The following is a 26,067-nucleotide window of genomic DNA, read 5'->3' as shown; positions in this document are numbered from 1 at the left end:
CAACCGTCTTTAGCCTTTATAAACCTTACTGCCGTCTACTCTTAACCATAACAGCCACAGTCAGCGGTTAGAGTTAAGGCAATGATGAAGCGGAAGCGTACCCTCCGCAGGGATCTGATGGGCAAGGTGGCGACAGTGTCGCTGGTTGCTGTTGCTCTCGCGGGATGTTCCAGCGCGGTCGAGCGATTTGGTGAACCACCCTATTATACGGGCAATACCCAGAATCAGCGGGATATTCTCAACGGCGGCCAGAAGCAGCCGACATACCGGGATATCGTGAATGGGCCTGGAGGGACCGCCGCAGGGCTTCCACAAAGTTCGTCCCAGCCGGTGACAACGGGATCCATTCCGAACAGGGCACCGTCAGTCCAGTCTGCGCCGTTGCCGGCGCCGGTGACGACGGCTCAGCGTCCTGCACCTGTCCGCGCAGCACCAGTAGCGACACAGCCCGCACCTGAAGCAGTGGCATCGGCCGGGAATGTGAGGAGCTGGAAAGGGTGGACGTCTGCCGGCGGAACCCGGGTGCAAATGCGTCAGGGTGATTCCATCAATTCCATGGCACGCCGGTATGGCGTTCCGATCCAGGCTATTGTTGCTGTCAATGGCATTGACGACCCGGCAAAGGTACAGCCGGGCCAGAGCGTCATCATCCCGACTTACGTTTACGCGGAACGAAACGGTTCAACGAGCACGACTGAAGGCGAAAGTGGCAAGGTCAAGCTGCCGACAGCTGGACGAAGCGATAATGTTGTGACTGGCTCCGTGCCGACGTCTGTCGGAACGATGCCGAGGCCCGATCAGAAGAACGGTCAGCAGCCGACCTTTGCTGATATCAGCCAGGGCAAGGTCGACGTTGTCCGCGTCAGCACCTTGCCGAGGCGCAAGCCCGGTGGATCCGATCAAACTCTGACGACAGCTTCCATTTCGTCCGGATCGTCTGCCTCAAGCGTGCCGACGCCGCGCCGTCAGCCGGAGACTTCATCCGCCGGTTCGCAGCCCGTTGCTGCGGCACCTTCGGGAACGGTAGAGAAAACCAAGCTGCCACAACCTGCTCTCACGCAGGAAGCCCGGCCCACGGAACCGATCAAAACGCCAACTGTCGTTGCCAATGTTCAGGAAGACGATAGTGCGGATGCGAAGTTCCGGTGGCCTGTTCGCGGCCGTATCATCTCCGACTTCGGCGCGAAGCCGGGTGGTGGCAAGAACGAGGGCGTGAATCTTGCGGTTCCTGAAGGAACACCTGTTCATGCTGCGGACGACGGCTCTGTGATCTATTCAGGCAACGAACTGAAGGGCTACGGTAACCTGATCCTAGTGCGACACAATGACGGCTGGGTCTCGGCCTATGCGCACAACAGCGAGTTGAAGGTCAAGCGGGGCGATACGATCCGTCGGGGCGACGTGGTTGCGCTGGCGGGCGCGACTGGGTCAGTCAACCAGCCGCAGCTCCATTTCGAACTGCGCCAGGGCAACAAGCCCGTCGATCCGCTGAAATACCTGCCGCGACGCTGACGCTAACTATTCTCGTATCCGGTGGGACCTTGCGATCCGCCGGATGAGAAAGGCCAGTCCGTGGCCAAAAACCGTGAATCTTGTCAATCAGCCCGGCCCTTGCGCCGGGCTTTGTCATTTCAGGAAATCGTCTTGCCGAGCCTGCCGGCCAGATCCTGAATGAACTGAAAGGCGACACGGCCCGACCGGCTGCCGCGCGTCGTCGCCCATTCCAGCGCTTTTGCCCGCAATTCGTCGGCTTCGATCTTCAGCTCAAAGTGTGCGGCATAGCCGCGCACCATATCCAGGTAGTCGTCCTGGCTGCATTTGTGAAACCCGAGCCAAAGCCCGAACCGGTCCGACAGAGAAACCTTTTCTTCAACGGCTTCTGCGGGGTTTATTGCTGTCGAGCGTTCGTTCTCGATCATGTCCCTTGGCAGAAGGTGGCGACGGTTCGAAGTGGCATAGAAAATGACGTTGTCAGGCCGACCCTCGATCCCTCCCTCAAGAACGGCTTTGAGCGACTTGTACGAGGTGTCGTCATTGTCGAAACTCAGGTCGTCGCAAAAGACGATGAACCTGCAGGAAACGTCACGGATGAGGTTCATGAGCTTGGGCAGCGACTCGATGTCTTCTCGATGTATTTCAATGAGTTTCAAGCCGGTGGATGCGTTTTCGGCGGCGATAGCTGCATGGGCTGCCTTGACCAATGAGGATTTGCCCATGCCTCTGGCGCCCCACAGCAACGCGTTGTTTGCAGGTAATCCCTTCGCAAACCGGCGCGTATTGTCGAGAAGAAGATCACGCACATGGGAAACCGCACAAAGCAACGTGATATCGACGCGATTGACCTTTTGAACCGGTAGCAGCTCACCCGGATCAGGCGCCCAGACGAAAGCGTCCGCAACCGAAAAATCCGGGCTGCCGGGACGGGCCGGCACCGCACGTGCGATAAGGTCGATCAGGGAATCGAGTTTTGCATTTAATGCGGTGAGGTCGTTTTCAGCGTTCATTCTTCTTGCAAGCCCTGTCAAAAAGGCCCATGTCAGGCCCTGAATTAAGTGATGGCAGGATTAACACGGTGCGGGAAACACGAAAACGTCAGTTATTCCCATACCGGTACGCTGGAAACTGCTTGCAAAGCTTGAAATGAGGCGTGCCGCAGTTATAGTCCGCGCCACCAGAATGAGAGCGTTTTTGCCGAAGACCCGACAGAGGGGTCGGTGGTCATCAAAAACGCCACTTAGGAGAAGTGAATGTTTATCACCCCAGCCTACGCGCAGGCAGCCGGTCCGGCAGGCGCTTCCGGTTTCTTGATCCAGATCCTGCCTTTCGTGGCGATCTTCGCAATCATGTATTTCCTGATCATCCGCCCGCAGCGTCAGCGCATGAAGAAGCATCAGGACATGGTTGCCAACCTTCGCCGCGGTGACACCATCGTGACCACCGGTGGCCTGATCGGCAAGGTTTCCAAAGTCGTAGACGACGGTGAAGTGCAGGTCGAACTTTCCGAGGGCGTCAAGGTTCGTCTCGTACGTTCCATGGTGCAGGAAGTGCGCTCCAAAACCGAACCGGCCAAGGAAAACGCGTAACGCGATCCCCGCCGCTTCGATGATATCGCCGGGCCGGTTCAGATCGGCCTGGCTGCATTTAAGGCTTGACCATGCTCTATTTCGCACGCTGGAAAATCGCGCTGATCGTGCTTGTGGTTGCCGCTGGCATCCTGACCACGCTGCCGAATTTCTTCTCCCAAAAACAACTTGAAAGCTGGCCGGACTTCCTGCCGAAGAACCAGATGGTTCTCGGTCTCGACCTTCAGGGCGGTGCCTATCTGCTTTATGAAATCGACAAGCAGGATTACATCCAGAAGCGCATGAAGGCGCTTGTCGGCGATATCCGGTCAACTCTGCGCGAAGATCCGCGCATTGGGTATACGGGGCTCGGAGTTCAGGGAGACGCCGCTCAGGTTCGTATTCGCGATCTGACCCGGCTGGCCGATGCGGAAGAGCGTCTGCAACCACTCGTCAACCCGCTGGCCTCCAGTGTTTTTGGCGGTCAGGCGGTCAATGAGTTTGACATGACCGTGACGGAAGACGGTCTGGTTCGATTTTCCTATTCCGAGCGTGGCCTTGAGGATCGCATGACGAATATCGTCCAGCAATCCATCGAGGTCATCCGGCGTCGTGTCGATGAACTGGGGACTACAGAACCCAGCATCCAGCGCCAGGGCGCCGACCGGATTCTGGTCGAAGCGCCCGGTGAAGATGATCCGGAACGCTTGAAAGATCTCGTCGGCCAGACGGCGCAGCTGACCTTCCACATGGTCGATACGTCCATGTCCGGCGAACAGGCGCTTCAGAACCGTCCGCCTGCGGGCACTGTCATCATGACTTCGGTTGATGATCCGCCCATTCCTTATCTTCTCGAGGAAGCGCCGCTCCTGTCGGGCGAAGACCTTGTCGATGCTCAAGTCAGCTTCGACCAGCGCAACAACGAGCCGGTTGTGAACTTCCGCTTCAATCAGTCCGGCGCGCGCAAGTTCGCCCAGATCACGCAGCAGAACGTCAACCGTCCGTTCGCAATCGTGCTCGACAATGAAGTCATTTCCGCGCCGGTTATCCGTGAGCCGATCACAGGTGGTTCAGGTCAGATTTCCGGCAGCTTCACGCTGGAGGGCGCCAACGACCTTGCCGTGCTGTTGCGCGCCGGTGCATTGCCGGCCAAATTGACCGTAATCGAAGAACGCTCCATCGGCCCAGGCCTCGGCGCTGACTCCATTGAAGCGGGCAAGTTGGCGTCGATCATCGGCGGCGGTCTGGTGATCGTCTTCATGATCCTGGCCTATGGCCGCTTCGGCATCATTGCCGACCTTGCGCTGATGGTGAACATCTTCCTGATCTTCGGTGCGCTGACAATGCTACAGGCAACACTGACCTTGCCCGGCATTGCAGGTATTGTTTTGACGATCGGTATGGCGGTGGATGCGAACGTGCTGATCTTCGAGCGTATTCGCGAAGAAGCAAGGGCAGGGAGATCTGTCATTTCTGCGGTGGATGCAGGCTTCAGCCGTGCCCTTGGTACGATCCTGGATGCCAACATCACGACCCTGATCGCCGCCGTGATCCTGTTCCAGCTCGGCTCGGGTCCGGTCAAGGGCTTCGCCGTGACATTGGCCATCGGTATCTTCACCACAGTGTTCTCGGCATTCACGTTCAGCCGGTTGCTGGTAGCCCTTTGGCTCCGCCACCGCCGTCCGTCGAAATTGCCGATTTGATCCGGGAGACTTTCAAATGTTGCTGAGAATTGTTCCGGACAACACCAAAATCAAATTCATGTGGCTGCGGAAAGTCAGCTTTCCGCTGTCCATCGTACTGGTGATCGCCTCCGTTGCCGCCTTTTTTACCGTCGGGCTGAACTACGGCATCGACTTCAAGGGCGGTACAATCATCGAAATCAAGACCGATGGCCCGGCCGATATCGCCTCGATCCGTTCCGATCTGTCTTCCCTGAACCTTGGGGATGTCCAGGTGCAGGAATTCGGCGGGTCGGACGACATTTTGATCCGTGTTGAAGAACAGCCGGGTGGCGAACTTGCTCAGCAGGCCGTTATCGGCAAGGTGCGAACCATTTTCGAAGGTCAGGAAGTGGATTTCCGCCGCGTCGAAGTTGTGGGCCCGCGTGTTTCGGGTGAGCTGGCTCAGGCAGGTGCAATCGCGGTTGCCGCCTCGTTGCTGGCGATCCTGTTCTACATCTGGTTCCGGTTCGAGTGGCAGTTTGCGGTTGGGGCCATCCTGACAACGGCAAACGACGTGGTCATTACCATTGGCCTGTTCGTCCTGCTGCAGCTTGATTTCTCGTTGTCCAGTATCGCGGCCGTTCTGACCATCATCGGTTACTCACTCAACGATACCGTGGTCGTATATGACCGTATTCGCGAGAACCTGCGCAAATACAAGAAGCGGCCATTGACGGAAGTGCTCGACATGTCGATCAACGAGACGCTGTCTCGTACGACCATGACGTCTCTCACAACGCTGCTGGCGCTTTTCGCGCTCTACATCTTCGGCGGTGAGGTCATCCAGTCGTTCACCCTGGCAATGATCTTCGGTATCGTGATCGGCACCTATTCGTCGATCTTCCTGGCGGCTCCTTTCCTGATCCTGTTCAATCTCCGTGCGGAGGCCATGTCTCCGAAGGACGACGACGGCGAAAAGGATCCAAAGGCGAAAGCGTCGGCTTAGGGACGGTACGATGGAAATCCGCGATGCGCATTTTCCCGGTCGGGCGCCGCTCGAAGCCTATGGCAACGGCGGCTTCCGGTTTGCCGGGATGTCTCATCGCGGATCCTTGTTATGCGTTCCGAGCGGAATTTACGGCTGGGACGTTAGCGATGCGTCCGCCTTTACTCCTGAAGCCTTTCAGAAGGTTCTGGAAGAACAGGCGGACATTGAAGTGCTTTTGGTCGGAACCGGCAAGGAACTTCGACCTTTGCCTGCAGAACTGAAAACGCTGTTTCGGGAGGCGGGCATATTGTCCGATCCTATGTCGACAGGCGCCGCGCTTCGGACCTTCAATGTGCTTTTGTCGGAAGACCGGGCTGTCGCAGCTGCACTGATCGCTGTCGACTGAAGCACCTCAAAGGCTATCGGGCTCTATGACGACCGATTTTGATCATGCCGCCGATGTGGTTCGTCAATTTGACAAGGACCGCTATCTCAGTGCGTTGTTAGCACCAGAAACCCATCGCAATGGCCTGATGGCGCTCTATGCCTACAGCGCCGAGATTTCCCGCATTCGAGAACTGGTGTCGGAACCGCTTCCTGGTGAAGTTCGGCTTCAATGGTGGCGAGACCTGCTCGAAGGCACGGAACATGGAGCTGTTGCGTCCAATCCGGTTGCCAGTGCCTTGTTGCAGACGATCGACCGATACGAATTGCCGAAAGAAAGCCTTGTGGCAATGGCGGAGGCAAGGGTCTTTGACCTCTACAACGACCAGATGACAACTCTCAACGATCTGGAAGGTTACGCCGGTGAAACCGTTTCCGGTGTGATCCAGCTGGCTTGCCTTGTCTTGAATGATGGCAAGGAGGCAGGCACGGCAACGGCCGCGGGGCACGCCGGCGTGGCGTATGCGCTGACCGGTTTGATGCGCGCACTTCCATGGCATGCATCGCGGCAGCAGATGTATTTGCCGAAGGACGTCTGTGACCGGCACAACCTTGACGTCCAGCCAGTGTTTCGAGGCGAAACGACGGCTGAACTTCGGGCAGTGCTTGCTGAAATGCGCGGCCATGTCCGCCATCACCTCGGCCGTGTGCGTCAGGCGTCGGAGGATGTACCAACCGCCTGTGAGGCAGCCTACCTGCCACTGGTTCTTGTGGAGCCATTCCTGAAAAAACTGGAACGGCAAGAACTGGATCCGTTGAAGCAGGTCGCGGAGATGTCTCAACTCAGGCGGCAATGGATACTCTGGCGAGCGTCCGGGAACGTACTGAAGGCCATCTGATCCCGTATGGGCTGATTTCCAGACACGCGAACAGGCGCTTTCCCGCGAGAAAAAGCACCTGTTTGCAAATTATCAAGAATGCACTCGATCCGGCCGCACATGCCTGATCATTGGGCCAATCGGTACTGATTACTCTGCAGCCTGTTTCACAAGGTCCAACTTGGCCTGCCAGTCCGAGAAGTCGGTCTTCGCCCGATTGGTCATCGCAAGTTTCTTGGCACGGGTCTTGTCCTTGCCTTTCAGTCGCTTGCCGTTTTCATCCTTGGTTGGTGCGTCCACTTCGGGGAACAGGCCGAAATTGACATTCATCGGCTGGAAGGAGCCCGGTTTGCCGGCACCTTCGTCCCGTGTGATGTGTCCGCCGGTAATATGACCGAGCAGCACACCCATGGCAGTCGTCGCAGGTGGTGGGACGATCTCCTGACCGCGGGCTTCAAGGACTGCAAACAGTCCGGCAAGGCAGCCGACGCTCGCCGATTCCACATAGCCTTCACAGCCGGTGATCTGACCGGCAAACCGCAGCCGAGGATCGGCTTTGAGCCGTAAGGTTCCATCTAGAACCTTAGGAGAGTTCAGGAAGGTATTGCGGTGAAGTCCGCCAAGACGGGCAAATTGTGCGTTTTCAAGGCCTGGAATCATGCGGAAAATGTCGGCCTGGGCACCGTATTTCAGCTTTGTCTGGAAACCGACCATGTTGTAGAGCGTGCCGAGTGCATTGTCCTGACGCAGTTGCACAACCGCGTAGGCCTTCACCTCCGGATTATGCGCGTTGGTCAGGCCCATGGGTTTCATCGGGCCATGCCGAAGTGTTTCGCGGCCGCGGGCAGCCATGACTTCAATTGGCAGGCAACCATCAAAGTAGGGCGTGTTTTCTTCCCATTCCTTGAAGTCCGCTGTTTCACCTTCAAGAAGCGCATCGATAAAGGCCTCGTATTGCACCTTGTCCAGCGGGCAGTTGAGATAGTCCTTGCCAGTTCCACCAGGCCCAACCTTGTCATAGCGGGACTGGAACCAGGCCTTGGAAAGATCGACACTTTCGAAATGGACGATCGGTGCAATAGCGTCGAAGAATGCAAGAGCATCTTCCCCGCTTCTTTCCAGGATTGCTGCCGAGAGAGCCGGTGAGGTCAGCGGTCCCGTTGCAATGATGACCTTTTCCCATTCAGAGGGGGGCAGACCCGCGACTTCTTCACGCGAGATCGTCACATTCGGATGATTTTGAAGCGCGGTCGTGACGGCGTTCGAGAATCCGTCCCGATCCACGGCAAGTGCACTGCCGGCAGGTACCTGATGAGCATCAGCGCAAGACATGATGAGCGAACCGAGCTGACGCAGTTCATGATGTATCAGGCCAACGGCGTTTTGCTCGGAATCGTCTGAACGAAAAGAGTTCGAGCAGACCAGTTCGGCAAGACCTTCGGTCTGATGAGCATCCGTTTTGCGGACAGGGCGCATTTCGTGGAGGACGACGGGCAATCCGGCTTGTGCGATCTGCCAGGCAGCCTCTGAACCGGCAAGGCCGCCGCCAATGATATGGATGGGGGTCATTTTGTGTCCCTGGGACCTGTTCCGGCCGCCTTTCGTCACCGACTTGCGGCAAGGTGGATCCGGACAATTGCTTTGCCGCCCTGATTACAGGCAAAGTCGGGCGACCGCAATGTGCGCCATATCGATGTGACCGAATGGTCTGAAGTCAGGCGCCGATATGATTGCCGACAAAACAAAAAAAACGCCCGCCGGTGGGAGGAGGTACCGGCAGGCGCTTTTGGAGTTCCACGCATGGAGCGCGGAAGATGCGGTCATCAGGTTGGGAGGAGGATACCTTCTGACCGCGAAGCTTTGTTATTTCGCAGACATGCGCGCGTAGCGGGCGATGTCGGAGCGGGCAATGCCCAGGTCGTCCAGTTCGCGGTTGGACAGGTTGGACAGCTCGTCATAGGTCTGACGGAAGCGTTTCCAGTTATTGAATTTGCGAACAACAGTATCGATCATGGTTTAGGCCTTTCGCTATCTCATGGCCATGGCACCGCGGATCGGCGTCTGGCCCGTTCATCTCTTACAGGCTGGAAGATAGGTGTTTTGTGCAGTGCGAGGTAGAGGGGAAATCGCGAAGCTGATATGCAAAAAATGCAGATTAAAAAAGCCTTAATGGGGTTGAAATGGCATAACGGCCCGCATGTCTCGCATAGCTGCCATGATTTGAGTGTTCGCAGGTGCGAAATGAAAATGCCGTCCGGACGGTTCCTTTTTACGGATCAGTCCGTCATTTGGTGTCGCCTGAAAACTCTGAACTGACCTGGCACGCACAAGTGATCTGCGCTGACGGAAGGCTGGCGGCGATAGACGGAGAAGACGGTCGAGTTTGTAAAACAGGTTGTCGATATACCGGCCCATTCGAAAACACGGCATCGCAACAAGCGAAGACAATCATTTATCTGAATGCGATTCCATCTCGGGTAACGACCCAGCTTGTGGACACCTTTTTGTGCCGACCCGCATCGCTTGGGCGTTCGCACTGGGATCGCTTCGCTTGGAGGAATGAACGAGCTTTCACCGCAAGAGAAGAGACATCGACTTGGAGAAAGTTGAACACATCCGGATGTCGCACTTGGCGTTGGAGCGTCAGAATTTTGAGGTGTCTCTTGCCTGACCAGACAGGCATGGGAGGAATTCAGGACGCCAGAAAAACGAACGCCCGCCAGCGGGAGGAGGTGCTGGCGGGCGACGTTTCGACGTGACAGGGCTGGGAGGAGGATGCCCTGCGTGTCACACGCCCGTCGGCTGGGAGGAGGATGCCTAGGGACGCGATCTCTTTATTTCATTCAGCCAATCTGACGACGTGCGACAAATTTGATGTCGCTGCGGCAGATGCCGAGGTCAGCAAGCTCACGGGCCGAAAGGCGGGACAATTCGTCAACCGCACGGCGGTAGCTTACCCAGTTGCTGTACTTTTGGCGCACGGTGTCAAACATCTTCTTATTCCTTAATTATCGAAACGCGTGTGCGTTCCGCGCCGTTGTTGTCCAATGATATATTTCACCACTCGAAATAAAAGAAGTGCCATCTCTGCATGCCTGACATGCGTTTGATGCAATGCAGCAAAGCTTGCGCAGCCAGAATCGGGATGATTCGTGGAACGTGCGGAAATACAAATGAAAAAGGCATGTGTGCGGTGCACACGTGCCTGTCGTCACGTAACTGGAGACTGGTTAAGACTTATTCCGCAGCGTCGTGCGCCCGTTGCGGACGTCGCTGCAGCAGTTCCTGCAGGAATTGTCCCGTGTAGCTTTCCGAAACCTCGGCAACGTCTTCAGGGCGTCCGGTTGCAACCACCGTACCGCCACCGTCGCCTCCTTCCGGTCCCAGATCGATAATCCAGTCTGCCGTCTTGATGACTTCGAGATTGTGCTCGATCACCAGAACCGTGTTGCCTTGATCAACCAGTTCGTGCAGCACTTCCAGCAGTTTTGCGACGTCGTGAAAATGCAGGCCTGTCGTGGGTTCATCCAGAATGTATAGCGTACGCCCCGTCGAGCGCTTGGAGAGTTCCTTCGCAAGCTTTACGCGCTGCGCTTCACCACCTGAAAGCGTGGTCGCCTGTTGGCCGACCTTGATGTAGCCGAGACCGACACGTGCCAGGGTCTCCATCTTGTCGCGCACTGCAGGAACTGCGGAGAAGAACACGGCGGCTTCATCCACGGTCATGTCGAGCACGTCGGCAATCGACTTGCCCTTGAACTCGACCTCGAGCGTTTCCCGATTGTACCGTTTGCCTTTGCATACGTCGCAAGTGACGTAGACGTCCGGCAGGAAGTGCATTTCGATCTTTATGACGCCGTCGCCCTGACAGGCTTCGCAGCGGCCTCCCTTGACGTTGAAAGAGAACCGACCGGGCTGATAGCCTCTGGCCTTGGCTTCAGGCATGCCGGCGAACCATTCACGGATCGGGGTAAAGGCACCGGTGTAGGTCGCCGGGTTGGATCTGGGTGTCCGGCCGATCGGTGACTGATCGATGTCGATCACCTTGTCGAGCACTTCCAGGCCTTCGATGCGATCGTGCGGGGCAGGGTTGTCCCGCGCGCCATTGAGGCGACGAGCCGCAGCCTTGTAGAGCGTATCGATCAGGAACGTGGACTTGCCGCCACCCGACACACCGGTGACACAGGTAAATGTGCTGAGCGGCACGTCAACGTCAATGTCCTTCAGATTGTTGCCGCGGGCGCCGCGAACGGAGATCTTCCGCTTCTTGTTGATTTTTCTGCGCTCGTCGTTGCGCGAAACCATCATGGAGCCAGACAGGTACTGCCCCGTCAACGAATTGGGATTGGCCATGATTTCGGAGGGAGTGCCCTTGGCGACGATCTGCCCGCCATGGACACCCGCTCCTGGTCCGACGTCGACAACGTAATCGGCAGTCAGCACCGCGTCTTCGTCATGCTCGACCACGATCACCGTATTGCCGAGGTCGCGCAGGTGTTTCAGCGTTTCCAGAAGACGGGCGTTGTCGCGCTGATGAAGGCCGATGGACGGCTCATCCAGTACATAAAGAACTCCGGTCAGCCCCGAGCCGATCTGCGAGGCGAGGCGGATACGCTGGCTTTCGCCGCCTGACAGTGTTCCGGAAGACCGGGACAAGGTGAGATATTCAAGGCCAACGTCATTCAGGAACTTCAGCCGCTCGCGAATTTCCTTCAGGATGCGGCCTGCGATTTCGCTCTGTTTGTCGTTTAGTTGCTCCGGCAGGGCTTCAAACCAGAGACTTGCATCGCGAATGGAATGTTCGGTGATCTGACCGATATGCCTGCCGGCGATCTTGACGGCAAGCGCTTCCGGCTTCAGACGGAACCCGCTGCAAGCCGGGCAGGCATGATCGGATTGAAACCTTGCCAGTTCCTCGCGAACCCAGGTGGATTCCGTCTCGCGCCAGCGCCGTTCGATATTGCCGATTACACCTTCAAAGGTCTTCTCTGTCCGGTAGCTGCGGACGCCGTCATCATAGACGAATTCAATCTTCGCATTGCCGGTTCCATGAAGGATTGCCTCGCGCACTTCCGAAGGAAGATCCTTCCAGGGCGTTGCCATGGAAACCTTGAAATGACTGCAGAGTGCTTCCAGCGTCTGGGCATAATAAGGTGAAGTCGATCCTGTCTTCGCCCAGGGCAGGACAGCTCCTTCGCGCAGGGAAAGCGAGTGGTCAGGAACAACCAGGTCCTCCTCGAAGGCGAGTGTCGTTCCAAGGCCGTCACAAGTGGGGCAGGCACCGAAAGGATTGTTGAACGAGAAAAGGCGCGGCTCGATCTCCGGAATGGTGAAGCCTGATACCGGGCAGGCAAATTTTTCGGAAAAGATCAGCCGTTCCGGGTTGCCGTTCTCGTCGGTCTTGTCGGCAAATTCGGCAATTGCAATGCCATCAGCAAGTTTCAGCGCCGTTTCCAGTGAATCGGCAAGCCGACCGGAGATATCGTCACGCACGACGATACGGTCTACGACGACGTCGATATCGTGCTTGAATTTCTTGTCGAGGGCAGGGGCCTCGGAAATCTCATGGAATGTTCCGTCGATCTTGACGCGCTGGAAACCCTTTTTCATCAGCTCGGCAAGTTCCTTGCGGTACTCGCCCTTGCGGCCGCGAACCATCGGCGCGAGCAGGTAGAGTCGGGCACCTTCTTCCAGCTCCAGAATACGATCGACCATCTGGCTGACGGTCTGGCTTTCGATCGGCAGGCCAGTGGCTGGGGAATAGGGAACGCCGACACGCGCAAACAAAAGGCGCATGTAATCGTAGATTTCCGTAACCGTTCCGACCGTGGAGCGCGGATTGCGGGACGTGGTCTTCTGTTCGATGGAGATTGCCGGCGACAGTCCGTCGATCTGGTCGACGTCCGGTTTCTGCATCATTTCCAGGAACTGACGTGCGTAGGCGGACAGGCTTTCCACGTACCGCCGCTGTCCTTCTGCATATATGGTGTCGAAGGCGAGTGACGACTTGCCTGAGCCAGACAGGCCGGTCATGACAATCAACTTGTCGCGGGGCAGGTCCAGGTCGACGCCCTTGAGGTTATGCTCGCGTGCGCCACGGATGCTGATGACCCGTGTTGGGTCCGCCTTCCAGGCTACTTCCGACTGCGATCCCTTGGCTGTCTTCATTGTCGTTCTTCCTGACCGCATGCGTCGCCCAAAGCCGATTGTTGCTCGCGCATACGCTAAGATGGTCCATTGCCGATGATGTCTGTTTGCCCCGATATAGCAGTTTCGGGCGGAGCTTCCAGTGAGGCATTTTCAATATCGTGCCTGAGGCACTTGTCGATGCGATGCCTGATTGAATCGCTTTTACAGAAATGATAAGAACAAAACAAGTACATTAACGATTGCCGCGTCAGGAGCCGAGCAGAAATAGGTGACCGAAACCTCGCAGTTCATGAGATAATGTCCTGACAGAAAAATCGGGGCTTGATTGGAACAAAAGTGGAGCAAATTGTAACTTGGCGCAATCAAGGATTGTGTCTGTCGACTTTGCTCGAATTTTAGGCGGATGAACCAGGCGGCAGTTTGTGAGCTGCCTTGTGGAAAATGAGTGAAGCCTGGCGAAAATAGCGGCGAAGCTGTTGGCGTGCCGTTAGGGTTCTGGTTTCTAGCAGCAAAGCTTGCAACGTTGACCGTTTATCGACACGTGCCGGAGAAGCACACGAACATCGTCGGCGGGGTCAACGAAAAACAAACAGGAGTTCAGTATGGCGGGCAGCGTCAACAAAGTAATTTTGGTCGGCAATCTGGGAGCAGACCCGGAAATCCGCCGTACGCAGGATGGCCGCCCGATCGCCAATCTCCGGATTGCGACGTCGGAATCCTGGCGCGACCGAAACACCGGTGAGCGCCGAGAAAAGACGGAGTGGCACCGTGTCGTGATCTTCAACGACGGTCTTTGCAAAGTTGCGGAGCAATACCTGCGCAAGGGATCAAAGGTTTATCTCGAAGGCCAGCTTCAGACCCGCAAATGGCAGGATCAGTCCGGTCAGGACCGGTACTCCACCGAGATCGTGCTGCAGGGCTTCAACTCCAACCTGACCATGCTTGACGGCCGCGGCGAAGGTGGCGGTGCATCCGGCGGTCTTCCCGATTACGGCAATGACTCACAAGGCGGCGGAGGTGGCTTCGGCGGCGGTGGTTCCGGTTCCGGTGGGAATTTCGGTGGTGGCTACGGCGGCGGATCCAGCAGCGGTGGCGGTTACGGCGGTCCGTCCGGCGGCGGTGGCGGCCCCATGGACGACGAAATTCCGTTCTGATCTTTTTCTGCCCTACCGGGTGCGGTCCCATGCTTTGGGGCCGCGCACCAGGGTATGTTGATCAACCGCCGACGTTTGGGTCGTAAGGCGTGCTCGGGTCATCGACGCCGTCGTAATATTCCTTCGCACTGCCGAGACCGCAGTGATAGACGGCTTCTTCTGCGCGTGTGTCGCCACCCGTAATCGGGGCGCCGTTGTGATGCGCGAATTCATGAATGATGGTGGCCAGCACCATCCACCTGCCCATTTTAAAAGCCCGGTCACCAACCGCGATTTCCCCGGAAGGAACGTGGATTTCCCCATGTAGCGGTGAAATGGTCGGTCCGTAATTCACCCAAATCGAGCTGTCGCTGATCATGTCCGACAAGCTTCGCCCCTTGGGCAGCGTCCGGAAATAGGCATTACATCCCGGGTTGTTCTTGACCATCTTGAAAAGCTTGTTTCTGGCCCATTTCAGCTTTGAATACTGGGAAGAGTTGAAACTTGTGTATTTCCAGATCGGTGACGAATGGTCACCAACATTGAATTGAAACGGCATTTGGCTCTCCGGTAATGTCTCACGTACTCGTGAAGCCGTAGATACCCCTTTGACGAAGTAGGCGGCGTGATGCCAATCACGCCAGGTTGTTTTTCCAAACGGCTGCAGTTCTGCCGTTTCTGGCACCGTGATGGTGGGCAGTTGTACTGTCAGCAACGAGGCATAATCGTCACAGTCGACTGATTTCAAACCTGTGTAAGACGGCGCCCCTTAACCATCTGATGAACCCTGTTATAGTATCAAACGGTTTACGGGCGCAGTTTCCGGGAATCGGGTCGCGGGACCGGATGCTCGGTAACTGCGTTGCCATATCACGCTCGGATGAAGAACATCCTCGGCGGATATGCCGAACAGCCTTCGATCCTTGCAGGGAAGCAATAAAACCCTGGTGACTTGGGCAAGGCGTCAGGTTCGAAAAGATTTAAAATAAGCGGGTTTAGACAATGCGAGCGAATGCAATGGCACTGAGCGAATGTACCAGGAAAAAACCGAAACGTTCTGTCCTGGGGACGTCCCTCAGGGCTGGCTTGATGGCAACGGTGCTTTTTTCCGGTTTTAACTTGGTCTCGGTTGAGCCTGCTTCCGCGCAGGGGTTGTTCCAGCGTCTGTTCAATCCGGAAGCGCATCGCCGGCAGCAGGAGCGTGAGCGCCAGCAGGATCTTCGCAAGAAGGTTGTTACCGCAAAGGTCTCTGCGCCGCGCTACCTCAATTACACGGCCGACAGCTGGAAGAAGGTTTCGCTGGCTGAACTGTCGGAGATCAAGTCCGCCGAGGTGAAGCCTGATGTCCAGCCCGTTGAATCGACGGATGCCCCGAGCACCGAAAGCGATAGCCTGCCACAGGCTCCGGTCGTTCTGACCGCATTCGACACGGCACGTCCTGCATTGAAAGACATGTCGCTCACCGTCCTTCCGGAAGTGGGTTCTGCAGTCATTTCATTCTATCGTGAGCATCCCGATTTCGTCTGGGTGAAAGACGGTAAGCCGACAGAAAAGGCTATCGCGGTCCGCAGCAGTCTCGCTGAAACAGGCAAATTTGCGCTGAACCCGGAAGACTATGTCGTCGATCTTCCCGTTACTGAAGGTCTTGAAGGAGAGGCACTCGATGCCGCCACGATGCGGTTCGAGATGGAGATGAGTGCAGCCGTTCTGACATATGTTCTGGATTCCAGGCGCGGACGTGTCGATCCGAACCGGATTTCAGAATATCACGATCTTCCGAGGCATGAAGTCGATCTCGTTGCAGCCCTGGAAGGCTTCAAGGCAGCGGCCAATGCCGAAACAGCAGTTGGCAAAGCGCAGCCTCAGAGTGAACATTTCCGCAAGCTGACCGAAGAGTTGGCCCGCTTGCGAGCAGAAGATGAAGACGCCGACCAGATCGTCATCGCGCCCGGCACTTTCCTGAAGGCTGGCAAATCCAGCCCGGAAATGAAGAACATCGTCGCCGCGATCGCCAAGAACGGCTCAGAGGAACTCAAGACGGCTCATGGAGAGACGCTGACTGCCTATGATGGCGCTGAACTTTATTCTCCGGAACTCGTTGAGCTGGTGAAGGCTTTCCAGAAGGAAGCCAAGCTCACGCCGGATGGTATCATCGGCAAGAATACCATCAATGCGATGGTCGGCGAAACCAACGCAGCGAAGATCGCCAAGGTCGAACTGGCAATGGAGCGCAGCCGCTGGCTTCCCGAAGAGCTCGGCGAACGCAAGGTTTTCATCAATCAGGCTGCCTTCACCGCGACCTATACCGCGCCTGACGAAGCGCCATTGAGCATGCGGGTGGTTGTCGGCAAGAAATCCAATCAGACCAACTTCTTCTACGACAAGATCGAAATCGTTGAATACAATCCCTATTGGGGTGTGCCGTATTCGATCATTGTCAATGAAATGCTGCCGAAACTGGCAAACGACCCGAGCTATCTCGACCGCGCCGGTTATGAGGTAACGACACCAGGCGGCCGGCAGGTTTCGTCTTCTGCAGTCGACTGGTACGCGGTTGCTTCCAAACAGCAATCGGTCAACGTCCGCCAGTACCCGGGTAGCTCGAACGCGCTTGGCGAAGTCAAGATCCTGTTCCCGAACAGGCATCACATCTACATGCACGATACGCCGTCAAAGAACCTCTTCAACAAGGATATGCGCGCATACAGCCATGGCTGCATCCGTCTGCAGGATCCGAAGGCCATGGCCGCTGCGGTTCTCGGCAAATCCAAGGATTACGTGAGCTCGCGTATTTCGGGCGGTCAGAACCAGCAAGAACAGGTGACCGGTGATATTCCGGTTTATGTGTCCTACTTCACGGCGTGGCCTGAGCTGGACGGGACGGTTGCATTCTATACCGACGTCTACGACAGGGACATGCATCTGTTGAAAGCCATCGAGAAAACCGAAGCAGAACGGGAAAAAGTCAGAACCTCCTGATCTGGCATTACAGAACAAAAAAAGCCGCCGAAGGGGTGACCTCCGGCGGCTTTTTTGTTTGCCCTCTCGAAGAGGCAATATCAGGAGGCGCCGCCGAGGCATTCCTTCAGAGAGCTTGAAAGCCCCTTCAGAAGTTGCGGATAAAGGTCCGGGCCATTTTCAAGATCGGTGCCCAGCGGGTCAAGCGTACCTGACCGTGCGCTGCTGCCTTCCAGAACAACCGAAACCAGCTTTGCGTCAAATTGCGGTTCCTGAAAAACGCAGCTTACGCCGAGGTCCTTGATCTTGCCCTGGATTTCCTGAATTCGGTCTGCACTCGCCAGAGCTTCCGGAGAAACGGTAACCGATCCGCTGGCCTCGATTTCATAGTGATGTTCGAAATGATGATAGGCATCGTGGAAGACGATGAACTTTTTGTCTGCAAACGGAGCCAGTTCAGCGGAAATGTCCTGATCGAGTGACGCGATCCGCTTGGAAAACGCCGCTGCATTCTTCTTGTAGGTTTCGGCATTGGCAGGATCCTGTTTCGCCAGGGTATCTGCCATGATTTTTGCGATCTCGATGCCGTTTTCCGGGTTCAGCCAGATATGCGGATCGACAGCCTCATGTGCCGCGTGCTGATGCTCTGCGTCGTGGTCGTGACCCGAGTGGTCATGGGCCTCGGCGTGGCTGTCGTCGTCATCATGTTCGTGGCCGGCATGTTCATGTTCGCCTTCTTCGTGATCATGTTCGCCGCCAGCGTGTTCGTGGTCATCTTCTTCTGCATGATCATGCGCATGCTCTTCGCCACTGTGCCCATCGTCATGATCGTGATCATGGGCGTCGAAGCTGGCACCTTCGCGAATGTCGAGTTGATGAATTCCAGACGCATCGATCAGTTCGACCGTTACAGCATTCTTGGCCATGGTTTCGATCGGCTTCTTCAGCGAGGGAGCCAGTTCTGGCCCAACCCAGAACACCACATCGGCTCCCTGTAGTAGAAATGCCTGCGACGGTTTCAGCGCATAGCCATGAGGAGAGGAGGCGCCGTCGACAAGAACATAGGGCGTCCCGACACCTTCCATAACAGCCGACGCGATGGAATGGATCGGTTTGATGGACGTGACGACACTTGGGGCGTCGGCGTGCGCATTCGCTGTCAGGGTCACAAGTGCTGCTGCTGCGGGAGCCGTCAGATTGAGTGACATGCAGGCGCTGTTCTTGATGGCGGAGAAGGTGAGGGGCATAGGAGGGCCTTCAGGATGATGTAATTTTATAACGTGTTATTTTATAACGTTCAAAAATCGGGTTTTCAAGTCCACTTTCGCCGGAATGTTGTCGAGAGCATCCGTGAACATCTTGGTTTGCAGCCGCCGTACAGATAAGCTTTAGAAAAATGCTGACGGATCAGAAGCTTCATGCACACCGGAACCGAAATACTTGCTGACAGTTTCCTGCGGCCCTTTCCGCCCAAGGCTGCGCAGCTGATCGTGACCATCTACGGCGATATCGTTGAACCGCGTGGCGGCGTGCTGTGGATGGGAGACTTGATCAGCCTTTGCGCCGGCTTCAGTGTTAATGAATCGCTTGTCAGGACCGCGGTGTCTCGCCTGGTTTCAAAAGGCCAGTTGAAAGGTGAGAGGGAAGGCAGGCGAAGCTTTTACGCTCTGACGCCGGATGCCCGGGAGGAATATCACCTGGCGGCAGACTTGTTCTATGGCCCTGAGGATCCGGATTGTGGCTGGCTGTTGACCCGTTGTACGGAAGCAGCGGATCAGGCCGTTCTGATGCGGTTTGGTTTCGCGTCACTTGAGGGAAATGTCTACATCGGTGCCGACAGACCGGGACGCCCCGTCCTTGGTACTGCGTTTCGCGCATCGGCTTTGAACCTGAAATCAGGTGAACTGGAAAAAATAGCTGCTTCCTCATTCGGACTGGAGCTGCTGGCTCGGGACTACACAGGCTTCGTCTCGCACTTCAAACCCATGCAGAACCTGATCGCAGATGGTGTTGCGCCTCCGTCAGCACTGTTGTTCCGACTGGCATTGGTGCATGCCTATCGTGGCATTCGCCTGCGGGATCCCCGCCTGCCACGCTCGGTCCTGCCGGCAGACTGGGCCGGATATGAAGCGCGTTCGTTGTTCGCCGCGCTCTACGCTGGCCTTTCTCCTGCAGCCGACAGTTACATCGGTCGGAAACTGTTGAATCAGGACGGCCCACTGCCGGCCACTCCGGATGCGGTGCAGGAACGTATGCGGTCACTTTCCCTAACTCATTGAGGTCTAAGGTGTTTCACCAATTTTCTGAAGCAGGCGACAAAACATCACAAAAATAATTAATTTCATGCTTTTTCTGTGATGTGTTGTGAGGTATCCTTTTGGAAATTCAACATGACGAAAGGAGGCGTCATGTATGCCCAGATGGTAAAAACCGACTCGACCAAAGTTCTCTCTCTCGCGGAGATGACGGACGAGGAAAGAGCCTTTCAGGAACGCATTGACCGTGGTGAGAAAATCGAACCCACGGACTGGATGCCGGAAGGCTATCGCAAGACCCTGATCCGTCAGATCGGTCAGCATGCTCATTCGGAAATTGTCGGCCAGTTGCCGGAAGGCAATTGGATAACCCGTGCGCCTACACTCGAGCGCAAGGCAATCCTGCTCGCCAAGGTTCAGGATGAGGCAGGCCATGGCCTTTATCTCTACTGTGCGGCAGAAACCCTCGGCGTCAGCCGCGACGAGTTGATCGAGCTGCTCCACGCCGGCAAAATGAAATATTCCTCGATCTTCAATTACCCAACCCTGACGTGGGCCGATATCGGTGCCGTCGGATGGTTGGTGGATGGCGCGGCAATCATGAACCAGGTGCCCTTGCAGCGCACGTCCTTCGGGCCGTACTCGCGGGCGATGATCCGTATCTGCAAGGAAGAAAGCTTCCACCAGCGCCAGGGCTACGACATCATGATGAAGATGGCGAAGGGTTCGGAAGCGCAGCGCCGCATGGCGCAGGATGCCTTGAACAGGTTCTGGTATCCGTCGTTGATGATGTTCGGTCCGTCGGACAAGGACTCTGTCCATTCCGCCCAGTCGATGGCCTGGAAGATCAAGATCAACACCAACGACGAGCTGCGCCAGAAGTTTGTCGATCAGACCGTTCCCCAGGCTGAGTATCTCGGGCTGACAGTTCCTGACGAGAACCTCAGGTGGAACGAGGAAAAGGGCGGTTACGATTTTTCCGAACCGGACTGGAGCGAGTTTTTCGAAGTTCTCAAGGGCAACGGTCCTTGCAACCGGGAACGTATGGAAGCCCGGGTGACGGCCTGGGAAGATGGTGCCTGGGTGCGTGACGGGTTGATGGCGCATGCTGACAAGCGGGTCGCTGCCAGAACCGCGGCCGAGTAAGCGCCATGACCGAAACTCACCTGGCTGAATTGAATGTGGCTCGGCTCCGTTACGATATCAACGATCCGCGGATTGCCGATTTCGTCAACAATCTGAACCGGGTAAACGCCGCCGCCGAACGCAGCAACGGATTTGTCTGGCGCTTGAAGGATGAGGCTGGCAACGCGGTTTCCATGACGCGCGAAAGCGACCCGTTGGTCATCCCGAACCTTTCGGTATGGACGGACGTCGGGTCTCTGGAAAACTTCGTGTTCAAGACCGTTCACAAACGCATTTACGACCGACGGGCGGAATGGTTTGAAGTGATGGAGCGCATGCATTTTGTCATGTGGCCGGTTGCCGCCGGCCATGTGCCAACGCTCGAAGAAGCCTGGCAGAAGCTCGACTATCTGAACGAGCACGGGTCAACGGATCTTGCCTTCGGCTGGGAGCATGTGAAAGACGCCAATCTGTGGCGGTCGGCACGATGCTCAAGTTCTGTAGCCTGACATTTCGGAGGAAATCATGAAAAAGGAATGGCCCCTCTGGGAGGTCTTTATTCGCGGCCAGCATGGTCTCAATCATCGCCATGTAGGGTCACTGCATGCACCGGACGCTGAAATGGCGATCAAGAATGCGCGCGACGTCTATACGCGCCGCAAGGAAGGCGTTTCGATCTGGGTCGTGCCGTCGGCACAGATCACTGCTTCTGATCCGGGCGCGAAGGATTCCTTGTTCGAGCCGTCCATGGACAAGATCTATCGTCACCCAAGTTTTTACGACATTCCGGATGAAGTCGGAAAAATGTGATGACCAGAAAAGACGAACTAGTCGCACGCGACACTCTCTTCGAATGGTTACTGCGCAGAGGCGATACCGCGCTTGTTCTGGGGCACCGCGTTTCGGAATGGTGCGGGCATTCTCCTGTCCTGGAAGAGGATATCGCGCTCGCCAATGTCGCGCTCGATCTAATCGGGCAGGCTCGTATGTGGCTGGGCCTTGCCGGTGAAGTCGAAGGCAAGGGGCGCGGCGAAAATGAGCTGGCTTACCTTCGTGACGCCTGGGACTTTCGCAACTTCCTGCTGGCAGAACAGCCAAATGGTGATTTTGGCCAGACGTTGATGAGGCAGTTCCTGATCGATGCTTATCAGGTTCCCTTGCTCGAGGCCCTGAAAAGCTCGAAGGACGAGCGGATCGCTGCCATTGCAGCGAAGGCTGGCAAGGAGGTTGCCTACCATCTCGACCGATCCGCGGACCTCGTGATCCGTCTAGGAGACGGTACTGAAGAGAGCCATCGCCGCATGCAGCAGGCTCTTGATGCGTTGTGGCCCTACACCGGTGAAATGTTCGCCAGTGACGCCATCGACACCGCGATGGCGGAAGCAGGGCTTGCTCCAGATGCGGCCTCCTTGAAAGCGGAATGGAAAGAAACAGTCGAAGCTGTTCTGGATGAGGCTACGCTTACCTTGCCGGAAAGCGACTTCGCCCATATGGGCGGCTTGACTGGTCGTCATTCGGAACACCTGGGGCACATGCTGGCAGAAATGCAGTTCCTGCAGCGGGCCTATCCCGGCGCAACCTGGTGATCCGATGCCTGTTTCCATGGACACGGTTTGGCAATGGCTTTCCGAGATCCCCGATCCGGAAATTCCGGTTCTGTCCCTGACGGACCTGGGCGTTATTCGTGACGTCTCCTGGCAAGACGAAACGCTTGTTGTAACCGTTACGCCGACCTACAGCGGCTGCCCGGCAACAGCGGTGATCAATCTGGACATCGAAACCAAGTTGCTGGAATGCGGAGTTTCCAAGGTGCGTCTTCAGCAGCAGCTCAGTCCGCCGTGGACGACCGATTGGCTGACGCAGGAGGGCCGGGCGAAATTGCGTGCCTACGGCATTGCACCGCCGGTAGACGGAACCGGTTCGGACAGTTCGGCAGCCGGAAGGGTCGCGCGGCTGACAGGTCAGGGGAGCTTTCAGGTCTCCTGTCCTCGCTGTGGTTCGGAAAACACGGAAAAGGTCAGCCAGTTTGGCTCCACGCCCTGCAAGGCGGCTTATCGCTGCCGGTCGTGCCTGGAGCCATTCGATTACTTCAAGTGCCACTGAGAGGGCACTGCAATTGGTCGGGACGCACGGGTAGGTGAAAAGATTCCATTGGCCGTCCTGAGTTTTTTGGCATCCGTTTTTGTCGATATCGGCAGGGTGCAGCAGATCATGTTTCGGGAGGACATGCATGTCGCGGTTTCATGCGCTGACAGTGACTGACGTAACGCCGGATACGAGAGATTCCGTCGTTGTGACCCTTCAGCCGCAGTCTGAGGAACAGGATCTGTTCCGTTTCGAGCAGGGGCAATATCTGACCTTCCGGCGTGACTTCGACGGACACGAGGTGCGCCGTTGCTACTCAATCTGTGCCGGGACCGAAGACGGTGCCCTGAAGGTCGGGATCAAGCGCGTCGACGGAGGTGCTTTTTCCTGCTGGGCGCATGAAAGCATGCGGCCGGGAGACATGGTCGAGGCCATGCCGCCACTCGGCAGCTTCAACGCCCCGATCGAACCTGATCTCGCACGTTTCTACGTCGGTTTCGCCGGTGGATCTGGCATTACACCGATCCTGTCGATCCTGAAGACAGTACTGGCCCGCGAGCCGAATTCTCAGTTCACACTGGTCTATGCCAACCGGCAGATATCCTCGATCATGTTCCGAGAGGAACTGGAGGATCTGAAAAACCGGTATCTCGGTCGCCTGCAAGTGATCCACATTCTCAAAAGCGATGCGCAGGACACCGAGCTGTTTTCCGGCCGCGTCGATGAGGAGAAGCTGAACGATCTCTTCGATACGCTGATCGATCCTCAGGACATTGATATTGCTTTTCTTTGCGGTCCTCACGGCATGATGGAAACCGTTCGTGGCAGCCTGGAAGCGCGCGGTGTTGCGGCGGACAAGATACGGCAGGAACTGTTCAAGTCCGACCAGCCGGGGCGTTTGCCGGCACGGCTGCGGCCGGAGGTCATTGAAGGTTCAGCGAAGGAGGCCGATCTTCGGTTGACCATCGACGGCACCACGCGGGAAATCCACATGGAACCGGGCGAGACCATTCTGGAAGCAGCGCATCGTCACAACATCGATGCACCATATTCCTGCTGTGCAGGCGTGTGTTCCACATGCCGCGGCAAGGTGCTGGAAGGTGAGGTCGAAATGGCGGCCAATCATGCTCTGGAAGACGACGAAATTCGGGATGGCTACGTTCTGACATGCCAGTCGCGGCCGCTGAGCAAACGCCTCGTCGTGACTTACGACGCCTGAGACCATTCCGTTTCAAGAACTGGAATTCAATATGACCGTTCATCCGCAAAAAGTCCGCGTTTTGGAAAGCTATCTCGCTGGCAGCTGGAGGCAAGGCAAAGCCGAGGGAAAGCCACTGCTTGACGCTGCAACCGGTGCGCCTGTCGCCGCGATCGACGCATCCGGTCTGGACCTTGCCGAGGCACTTGCCTGGGGGCGTGACACCGGTGGCAAGGCCTTGCGCAAGATGACCTACCACGAGCGCGCCTTGATGCTGAAAACCCTTGCGCAGGCGCTGACCGAGCAAAAGGAAATCTTCTACCAGGAGAGTTTCGCGACCGGGGCAACGCGCAAGGACAGCTGGATCGATATTGAAGGCGGCATTGGCACCATGTTCGCCTATTCCTCCAAGGCCCGTCGCGAGATGCCGAACACCCGGGTGTTCGTCGAAGGTGCGGTGGAGCCGCTGTCACGGGACAATAGTTTTTCAGGGCAGCATGTGCTGACACCACTGCGCGGTATTGCCGTTCATATCAACGCCTTCAACTTCCCCTGCTGGGGAATGCTGGAAAAGATCGCCCCCGCCCTGATCGCGGGCGTACCCTGCCTGGTCAAGCCAGCCAGCCAGACTGCTTATCTGACCGAGCTGATGGTTCGCCACATTCTGGCGACCGGCATTCTTCCTGAAGGCTCGCTTCAGCTTCTTTGCGGGTCGGCGGGAGATCTGATCGACCATGTCTCGGGACAGGATGTTGTTACCTTCACCGGATCCGCCGCCACCGGACAAATGCTGCGTCGGAACCCGGCAATCGTGCAGAATTCCGTTCGCTTCTCCATGGAGGCCGACAGCCTCAATGCTGCGGTTCTGGGGCCGGATGTCAGCCCTGAAGATCCCGAATTTGACCTCTTCATCAAGGAAGTTGCCCGGGAAATGACCGTGAAGGCAGGGCAGAAGTGCACTGCGATCCGCCGGGTCATCGTGCCGCGCAATTTGTCCGATGCGGTTGCTGATGCGCTCGGTAAGCGGCTCGGGAAGGCCGTGATCGGAGATCCGCGAGACGAAGCGGTGTCGATGGGGCCACTCGCTTCAGTCGGTCAGCGTGAGGAAGTGCTTGCGCGCGTAAGTGATCTGAAGGTGGAAGCTGAGATCGTTTCTGATCTTGACGGCTCAAGCCCCGCAACCGGCGCGTTCGCGGCTCCCGTACTTTTGCATTGCGCCAACCCGATGAGCGCAGAAGCGATTCATTCGGTCGAAGCGTTCGGACCGGTTGCGACATTGATGCCCTACGACGAGCTGGAGGAAGCGGTCGAACTCACCCACAAGGGCAAGGGCTCTCTTGTTGCCTCGCTGTTCACAAACGACCCCTTGGTTGCCGAGGAAGCCGTTCTCGGCATGGCGCCTTTCCATGGACGCGTCATGATCGGCAATCGGAAGAGTGCAAAGTCTTCAACCGGACATGGTTCTCCCTTGCCCATGCTTGTGCACGGCGGACCGGGCCGGGCAGGTGGCGGCGAAGAACTTGGCGGCCTGCGCTCGGTCAAACATTACATGCAACGGACGGCGGTCCAGGGAACGCCCGCCTTGCTGGGCGCAGTGACCGGCCGCTGGATTTCCGGTGCACCAGGTCAGGAAGACAGCCGGCACCCGTTCCGCAAGTCATTGGCCGACCTCAAGATCGGCGATCAGCTGAACACCGGGGCACGGGAAGTTTCCCTGGAAGATATCGAGCATTTTGCCAAGTTCACCGGCGACACCTTCTATGCGCATATGGATGAAGCCGCTGCGAAACGGAACCCGTTCTTCGAAGGCCGCGTGGCACATGGCTATCTGATTGTTTCCTTCGCCGCCGGTCTGTTCGTCGATCCTGATGAAGGTCCGGTGCTGGCGAATTACGGCGTTGATAATCTGCGTTTCATGACGCCGGTGAACGCAGGTGATGCACTCAAGGTTCAGTTGACCGCCAAGGAGATTTCGCCGCGTATTTCAGCAGACTATGGCGAAGTGCGGTGGGATTGTCTTGTGACCAACCAGAATGATGAAGCTGTTGCCCAGTACGACGTTCTGACATTGGTCGCCAAGGAATGGCCGATGTCTGCGTAAGTCAACCACATATCCAAATGAAAAAGGCCACCTGATCAGGTGGCCTTTTTCTTTGGCGAAAGGTCTGGAAAGGACCGGCTGATTTT

23 protein-coding genes are annotated in these 26,067 nt (G+C 56.7%); 16 read left to right on the top strand and 7 right to left on the bottom strand.

All coding sequences use genetic code 11. The annotated features are described in order from the left end of the window. The first annotated feature begins 81 nt into the window (after window positions 1–81). Complete coding sequence (locus FIV05_RS20955) at window positions 82–1,512, top strand: peptidoglycan DD-metalloendopeptidase family protein (RefSeq protein WP_209009732.1); 1,431 nt, start codon at window positions 82–84, stop codon at window positions 1,510–1,512. 119 nt (window positions 1,513–1,631) lie between these two features. Here FIV05_RS20955 and FIV05_RS20950 read toward each other — a convergent pair whose 3' ends face one another. Then, window positions 1,632–2,504, bottom strand: a complete 873-nt coding sequence (locus FIV05_RS20950) for an ATP-binding protein (RefSeq protein WP_152510844.1) — start codon at window positions 2,502–2,504, stop codon at window positions 1,632–1,634. 243 nt (window positions 2,505–2,747) lie between these two features. Between FIV05_RS20950 and yajC the strand changes: the two genes are divergently transcribed. The 5 genes from yajC to FIV05_RS20925 all read left to right on the top strand — a co-directional run bounded on the left by yajC (window position 2,748) and on the right by FIV05_RS20925 (window position 6,997). After that, window positions 2,748–3,083, top strand: a complete 336-nt coding sequence (yajC, locus tag FIV05_RS20945) for a preprotein translocase subunit YajC (protein ID WP_022998714.1) — start codon at window positions 2,748–2,750, stop codon at window positions 3,081–3,083. Window positions 3,084–3,154: 71 nt separating this feature from the next. Further along, window positions 3,155–4,765, top strand: coding sequence for a protein translocase subunit SecD (secD, locus tag FIV05_RS31935; RefSeq protein ID WP_152510843.1), 1,611 nt, complete (start codon window positions 3,155–3,157; stop codon window positions 4,763–4,765). 16 nt (window positions 4,766–4,781) lie between these two features. Next, a complete protein-coding gene (gene secF / locus FIV05_RS31930) occupies window positions 4,782–5,732 on the top strand; it encodes a protein translocase subunit SecF (protein WP_152510842.1) in 951 nt (316 codons plus the stop codon). Window positions 5,733–5,742: 10 nt separating this feature from the next. Beyond that, window positions 5,743–6,120 carry an Mth938-like domain-containing protein gene (locus FIV05_RS20930; protein WP_022998711.1) on the top strand — a complete coding sequence of 126 codons (378 nt, stop codon included), beginning with the start codon at window positions 5,743–5,745 and terminating at the stop codon, window positions 6,118–6,120. 25 nt (window positions 6,121–6,145) lie between these two features. Then, complete coding sequence (locus FIV05_RS20925; protein ID WP_152510841.1) at window positions 6,146–6,997, top strand: phytoene/squalene synthase family protein; 852 nt, start codon at window positions 6,146–6,148, stop codon at window positions 6,995–6,997. Window positions 6,998–7,126: 129 nt separating this feature from the next. Here the strand turns inward: FIV05_RS20925 and trmFO are convergent, their stop codons facing one another. From trmFO to uvrA, 4 genes are all read right to left on the bottom strand, one after another. Continuing rightward, window positions 7,127–8,545, bottom strand: coding sequence for a methylenetetrahydrofolate--tRNA-(uracil(54)-C(5))-methyltransferase (FADH(2)-oxidizing) TrmFO (gene trmFO, locus FIV05_RS20920; RefSeq protein ID WP_173013901.1), 1,419 nt, complete (start codon window positions 8,543–8,545; stop codon window positions 7,127–7,129). A 294-nt stretch (window positions 8,546–8,839) separates the two neighbouring features. After that, the gene (locus FIV05_RS20915; protein WP_006933293.1) at window positions 8,840–8,989 is read right to left on the bottom strand and encodes a DUF1127 domain-containing protein; all 150 of its coding nucleotides are present in this window, start codon (window positions 8,987–8,989) and stop codon (window positions 8,840–8,842) included. Between the two features lie 830 nt (window positions 8,990–9,819). Further along, window positions 9,820–9,969: a DUF1127 domain-containing protein gene (locus FIV05_RS20910; protein WP_006933294.1), complete on the bottom strand. Its 150-nt coding sequence runs from the start codon at window positions 9,967–9,969 to the stop codon at window positions 9,820–9,822. A gap of 244 nt (window positions 9,970–10,213) precedes the next feature. Next, window positions 10,214–13,144, bottom strand: coding sequence for an excinuclease ABC subunit UvrA (gene uvrA, locus FIV05_RS20905; protein ID WP_152510840.1), 2,931 nt, complete (start codon window positions 13,142–13,144; stop codon window positions 10,214–10,216). Window positions 13,145–13,728: 584 nt separating this feature from the next. Between uvrA and FIV05_RS20900 the strand changes: the two genes are divergently transcribed. Beyond that, window positions 13,729–14,280, top strand: coding sequence for a single-stranded DNA-binding protein (locus FIV05_RS20900; RefSeq protein ID WP_152510839.1), 552 nt, complete (start codon window positions 13,729–13,731; stop codon window positions 14,278–14,280). A 61-nt stretch (window positions 14,281–14,341) separates the two neighbouring features. On the opposite strand, the gene FIV05_RS20895 is transcribed toward FIV05_RS20900, so the two are convergent. Next, on the bottom strand, window positions 14,342–14,818 hold the full coding sequence (locus tag FIV05_RS20895) for a hypothetical protein (RefSeq protein WP_152510838.1): 477 nt from the start codon (window positions 14,816–14,818) through the stop codon (window positions 14,342–14,344). 530 nt (window positions 14,819–15,348) lie between these two features. On the opposite strand from FIV05_RS20895, the gene FIV05_RS20890 reads away from it, so the two are divergent. Beyond that, on the top strand, window positions 15,349–17,238 hold the full coding sequence (locus FIV05_RS20890) for a L,D-transpeptidase family protein (protein WP_209009731.1): 1,890 nt from the start codon (window positions 15,349–15,351) through the stop codon (window positions 17,236–17,238). Between the two features lie 80 nt (window positions 17,239–17,318). Here the strand turns inward: FIV05_RS20890 and FIV05_RS20885 are convergent, their stop codons facing one another. Then, entirely contained in the window at window positions 17,319–18,464 is a 1,146-nt protein-coding gene (locus FIV05_RS20885; RefSeq protein WP_152510836.1) for a zinc ABC transporter substrate-binding protein, read from the bottom strand. Window positions 18,465–18,635: 171 nt separating this feature from the next. Here FIV05_RS20885 and FIV05_RS20880 point away from each other — a divergent pair, with 171 nt between their 5' ends. The 8 genes from FIV05_RS20880 to paaZ all read left to right on the top strand — a co-directional run bounded on the left by FIV05_RS20880 (window position 18,636) and on the right by paaZ (window position 25,981). After that, complete coding sequence (locus FIV05_RS20880; RefSeq protein WP_152510835.1) at window positions 18,636–19,496, top strand: PaaX family transcriptional regulator C-terminal domain-containing protein; 861 nt, start codon at window positions 18,636–18,638, stop codon at window positions 19,494–19,496. A 129-nt stretch (window positions 19,497–19,625) separates the two neighbouring features. Then, the gene (paaA, locus tag FIV05_RS20875) at window positions 19,626–20,618 is read left to right on the top strand and encodes a 1,2-phenylacetyl-CoA epoxidase subunit PaaA (protein WP_022998701.1); all 993 of its coding nucleotides are present in this window, start codon (window positions 19,626–19,628) and stop codon (window positions 20,616–20,618) included. Between the two features lie 5 nt (window positions 20,619–20,623). Continuing rightward, entirely contained in the window at window positions 20,624–21,106 is a 483-nt protein-coding gene (locus tag FIV05_RS20870; RefSeq protein WP_152510834.1) for a DUF3291 domain-containing protein, read from the top strand. A gap of 16 nt (window positions 21,107–21,122) precedes the next feature. Next, window positions 21,123–21,407: a 1,2-phenylacetyl-CoA epoxidase subunit PaaB gene (gene paaB / locus FIV05_RS20865; RefSeq protein WP_152510833.1), complete on the top strand. Its 285-nt coding sequence runs from the start codon at window positions 21,123–21,125 to the stop codon at window positions 21,405–21,407. After that, entirely contained in the window at window positions 21,407–22,183 is a 777-nt protein-coding gene (paaC, locus tag FIV05_RS20860; RefSeq protein ID WP_152510832.1) for a 1,2-phenylacetyl-CoA epoxidase subunit PaaC, read from the top strand. The genes paaB and paaC overlap by 1 nt, the downstream gene beginning before the upstream one ends. A 4-nt stretch (window positions 22,184–22,187) precedes the next feature. Beyond that, entirely contained in the window at window positions 22,188–22,700 is a 513-nt protein-coding gene (paaD, locus tag FIV05_RS20855; protein ID WP_152510831.1) for a 1,2-phenylacetyl-CoA epoxidase subunit PaaD, read from the top strand. A 127-nt stretch (window positions 22,701–22,827) separates the two neighbouring features. Further along, window positions 22,828–23,901 (top strand): 1,2-phenylacetyl-CoA epoxidase subunit PaaE, encoded by a 1,074-nt coding sequence (gene paaE, locus FIV05_RS20850; RefSeq protein WP_152510830.1) that lies wholly within the window; start codon window positions 22,828–22,830, stop codon window positions 23,899–23,901. A gap of 31 nt (window positions 23,902–23,932) precedes the next feature. Next, window positions 23,933–25,981: a phenylacetic acid degradation bifunctional protein PaaZ gene (gene paaZ, locus FIV05_RS20845; protein ID WP_152510829.1), complete on the top strand. Its 2,049-nt coding sequence runs from the start codon at window positions 23,933–23,935 to the stop codon at window positions 25,979–25,981. Window positions 25,982–26,067 lie beyond the last annotated feature (86 nt).

It is taken from the genome of Labrenzia sp. THAF191a, assembly GCF_009363335.1.
In the GTDB taxonomy this organism is placed as follows: domain Bacteria; phylum Pseudomonadota; class Alphaproteobacteria; order Rhizobiales; family Stappiaceae; genus Roseibium; species Roseibium algicola.
The sequence above is the reverse complement of the archived record's forward strand: the minus strand, read 5'-3'. Positions and strand labels throughout refer to the sequence as shown.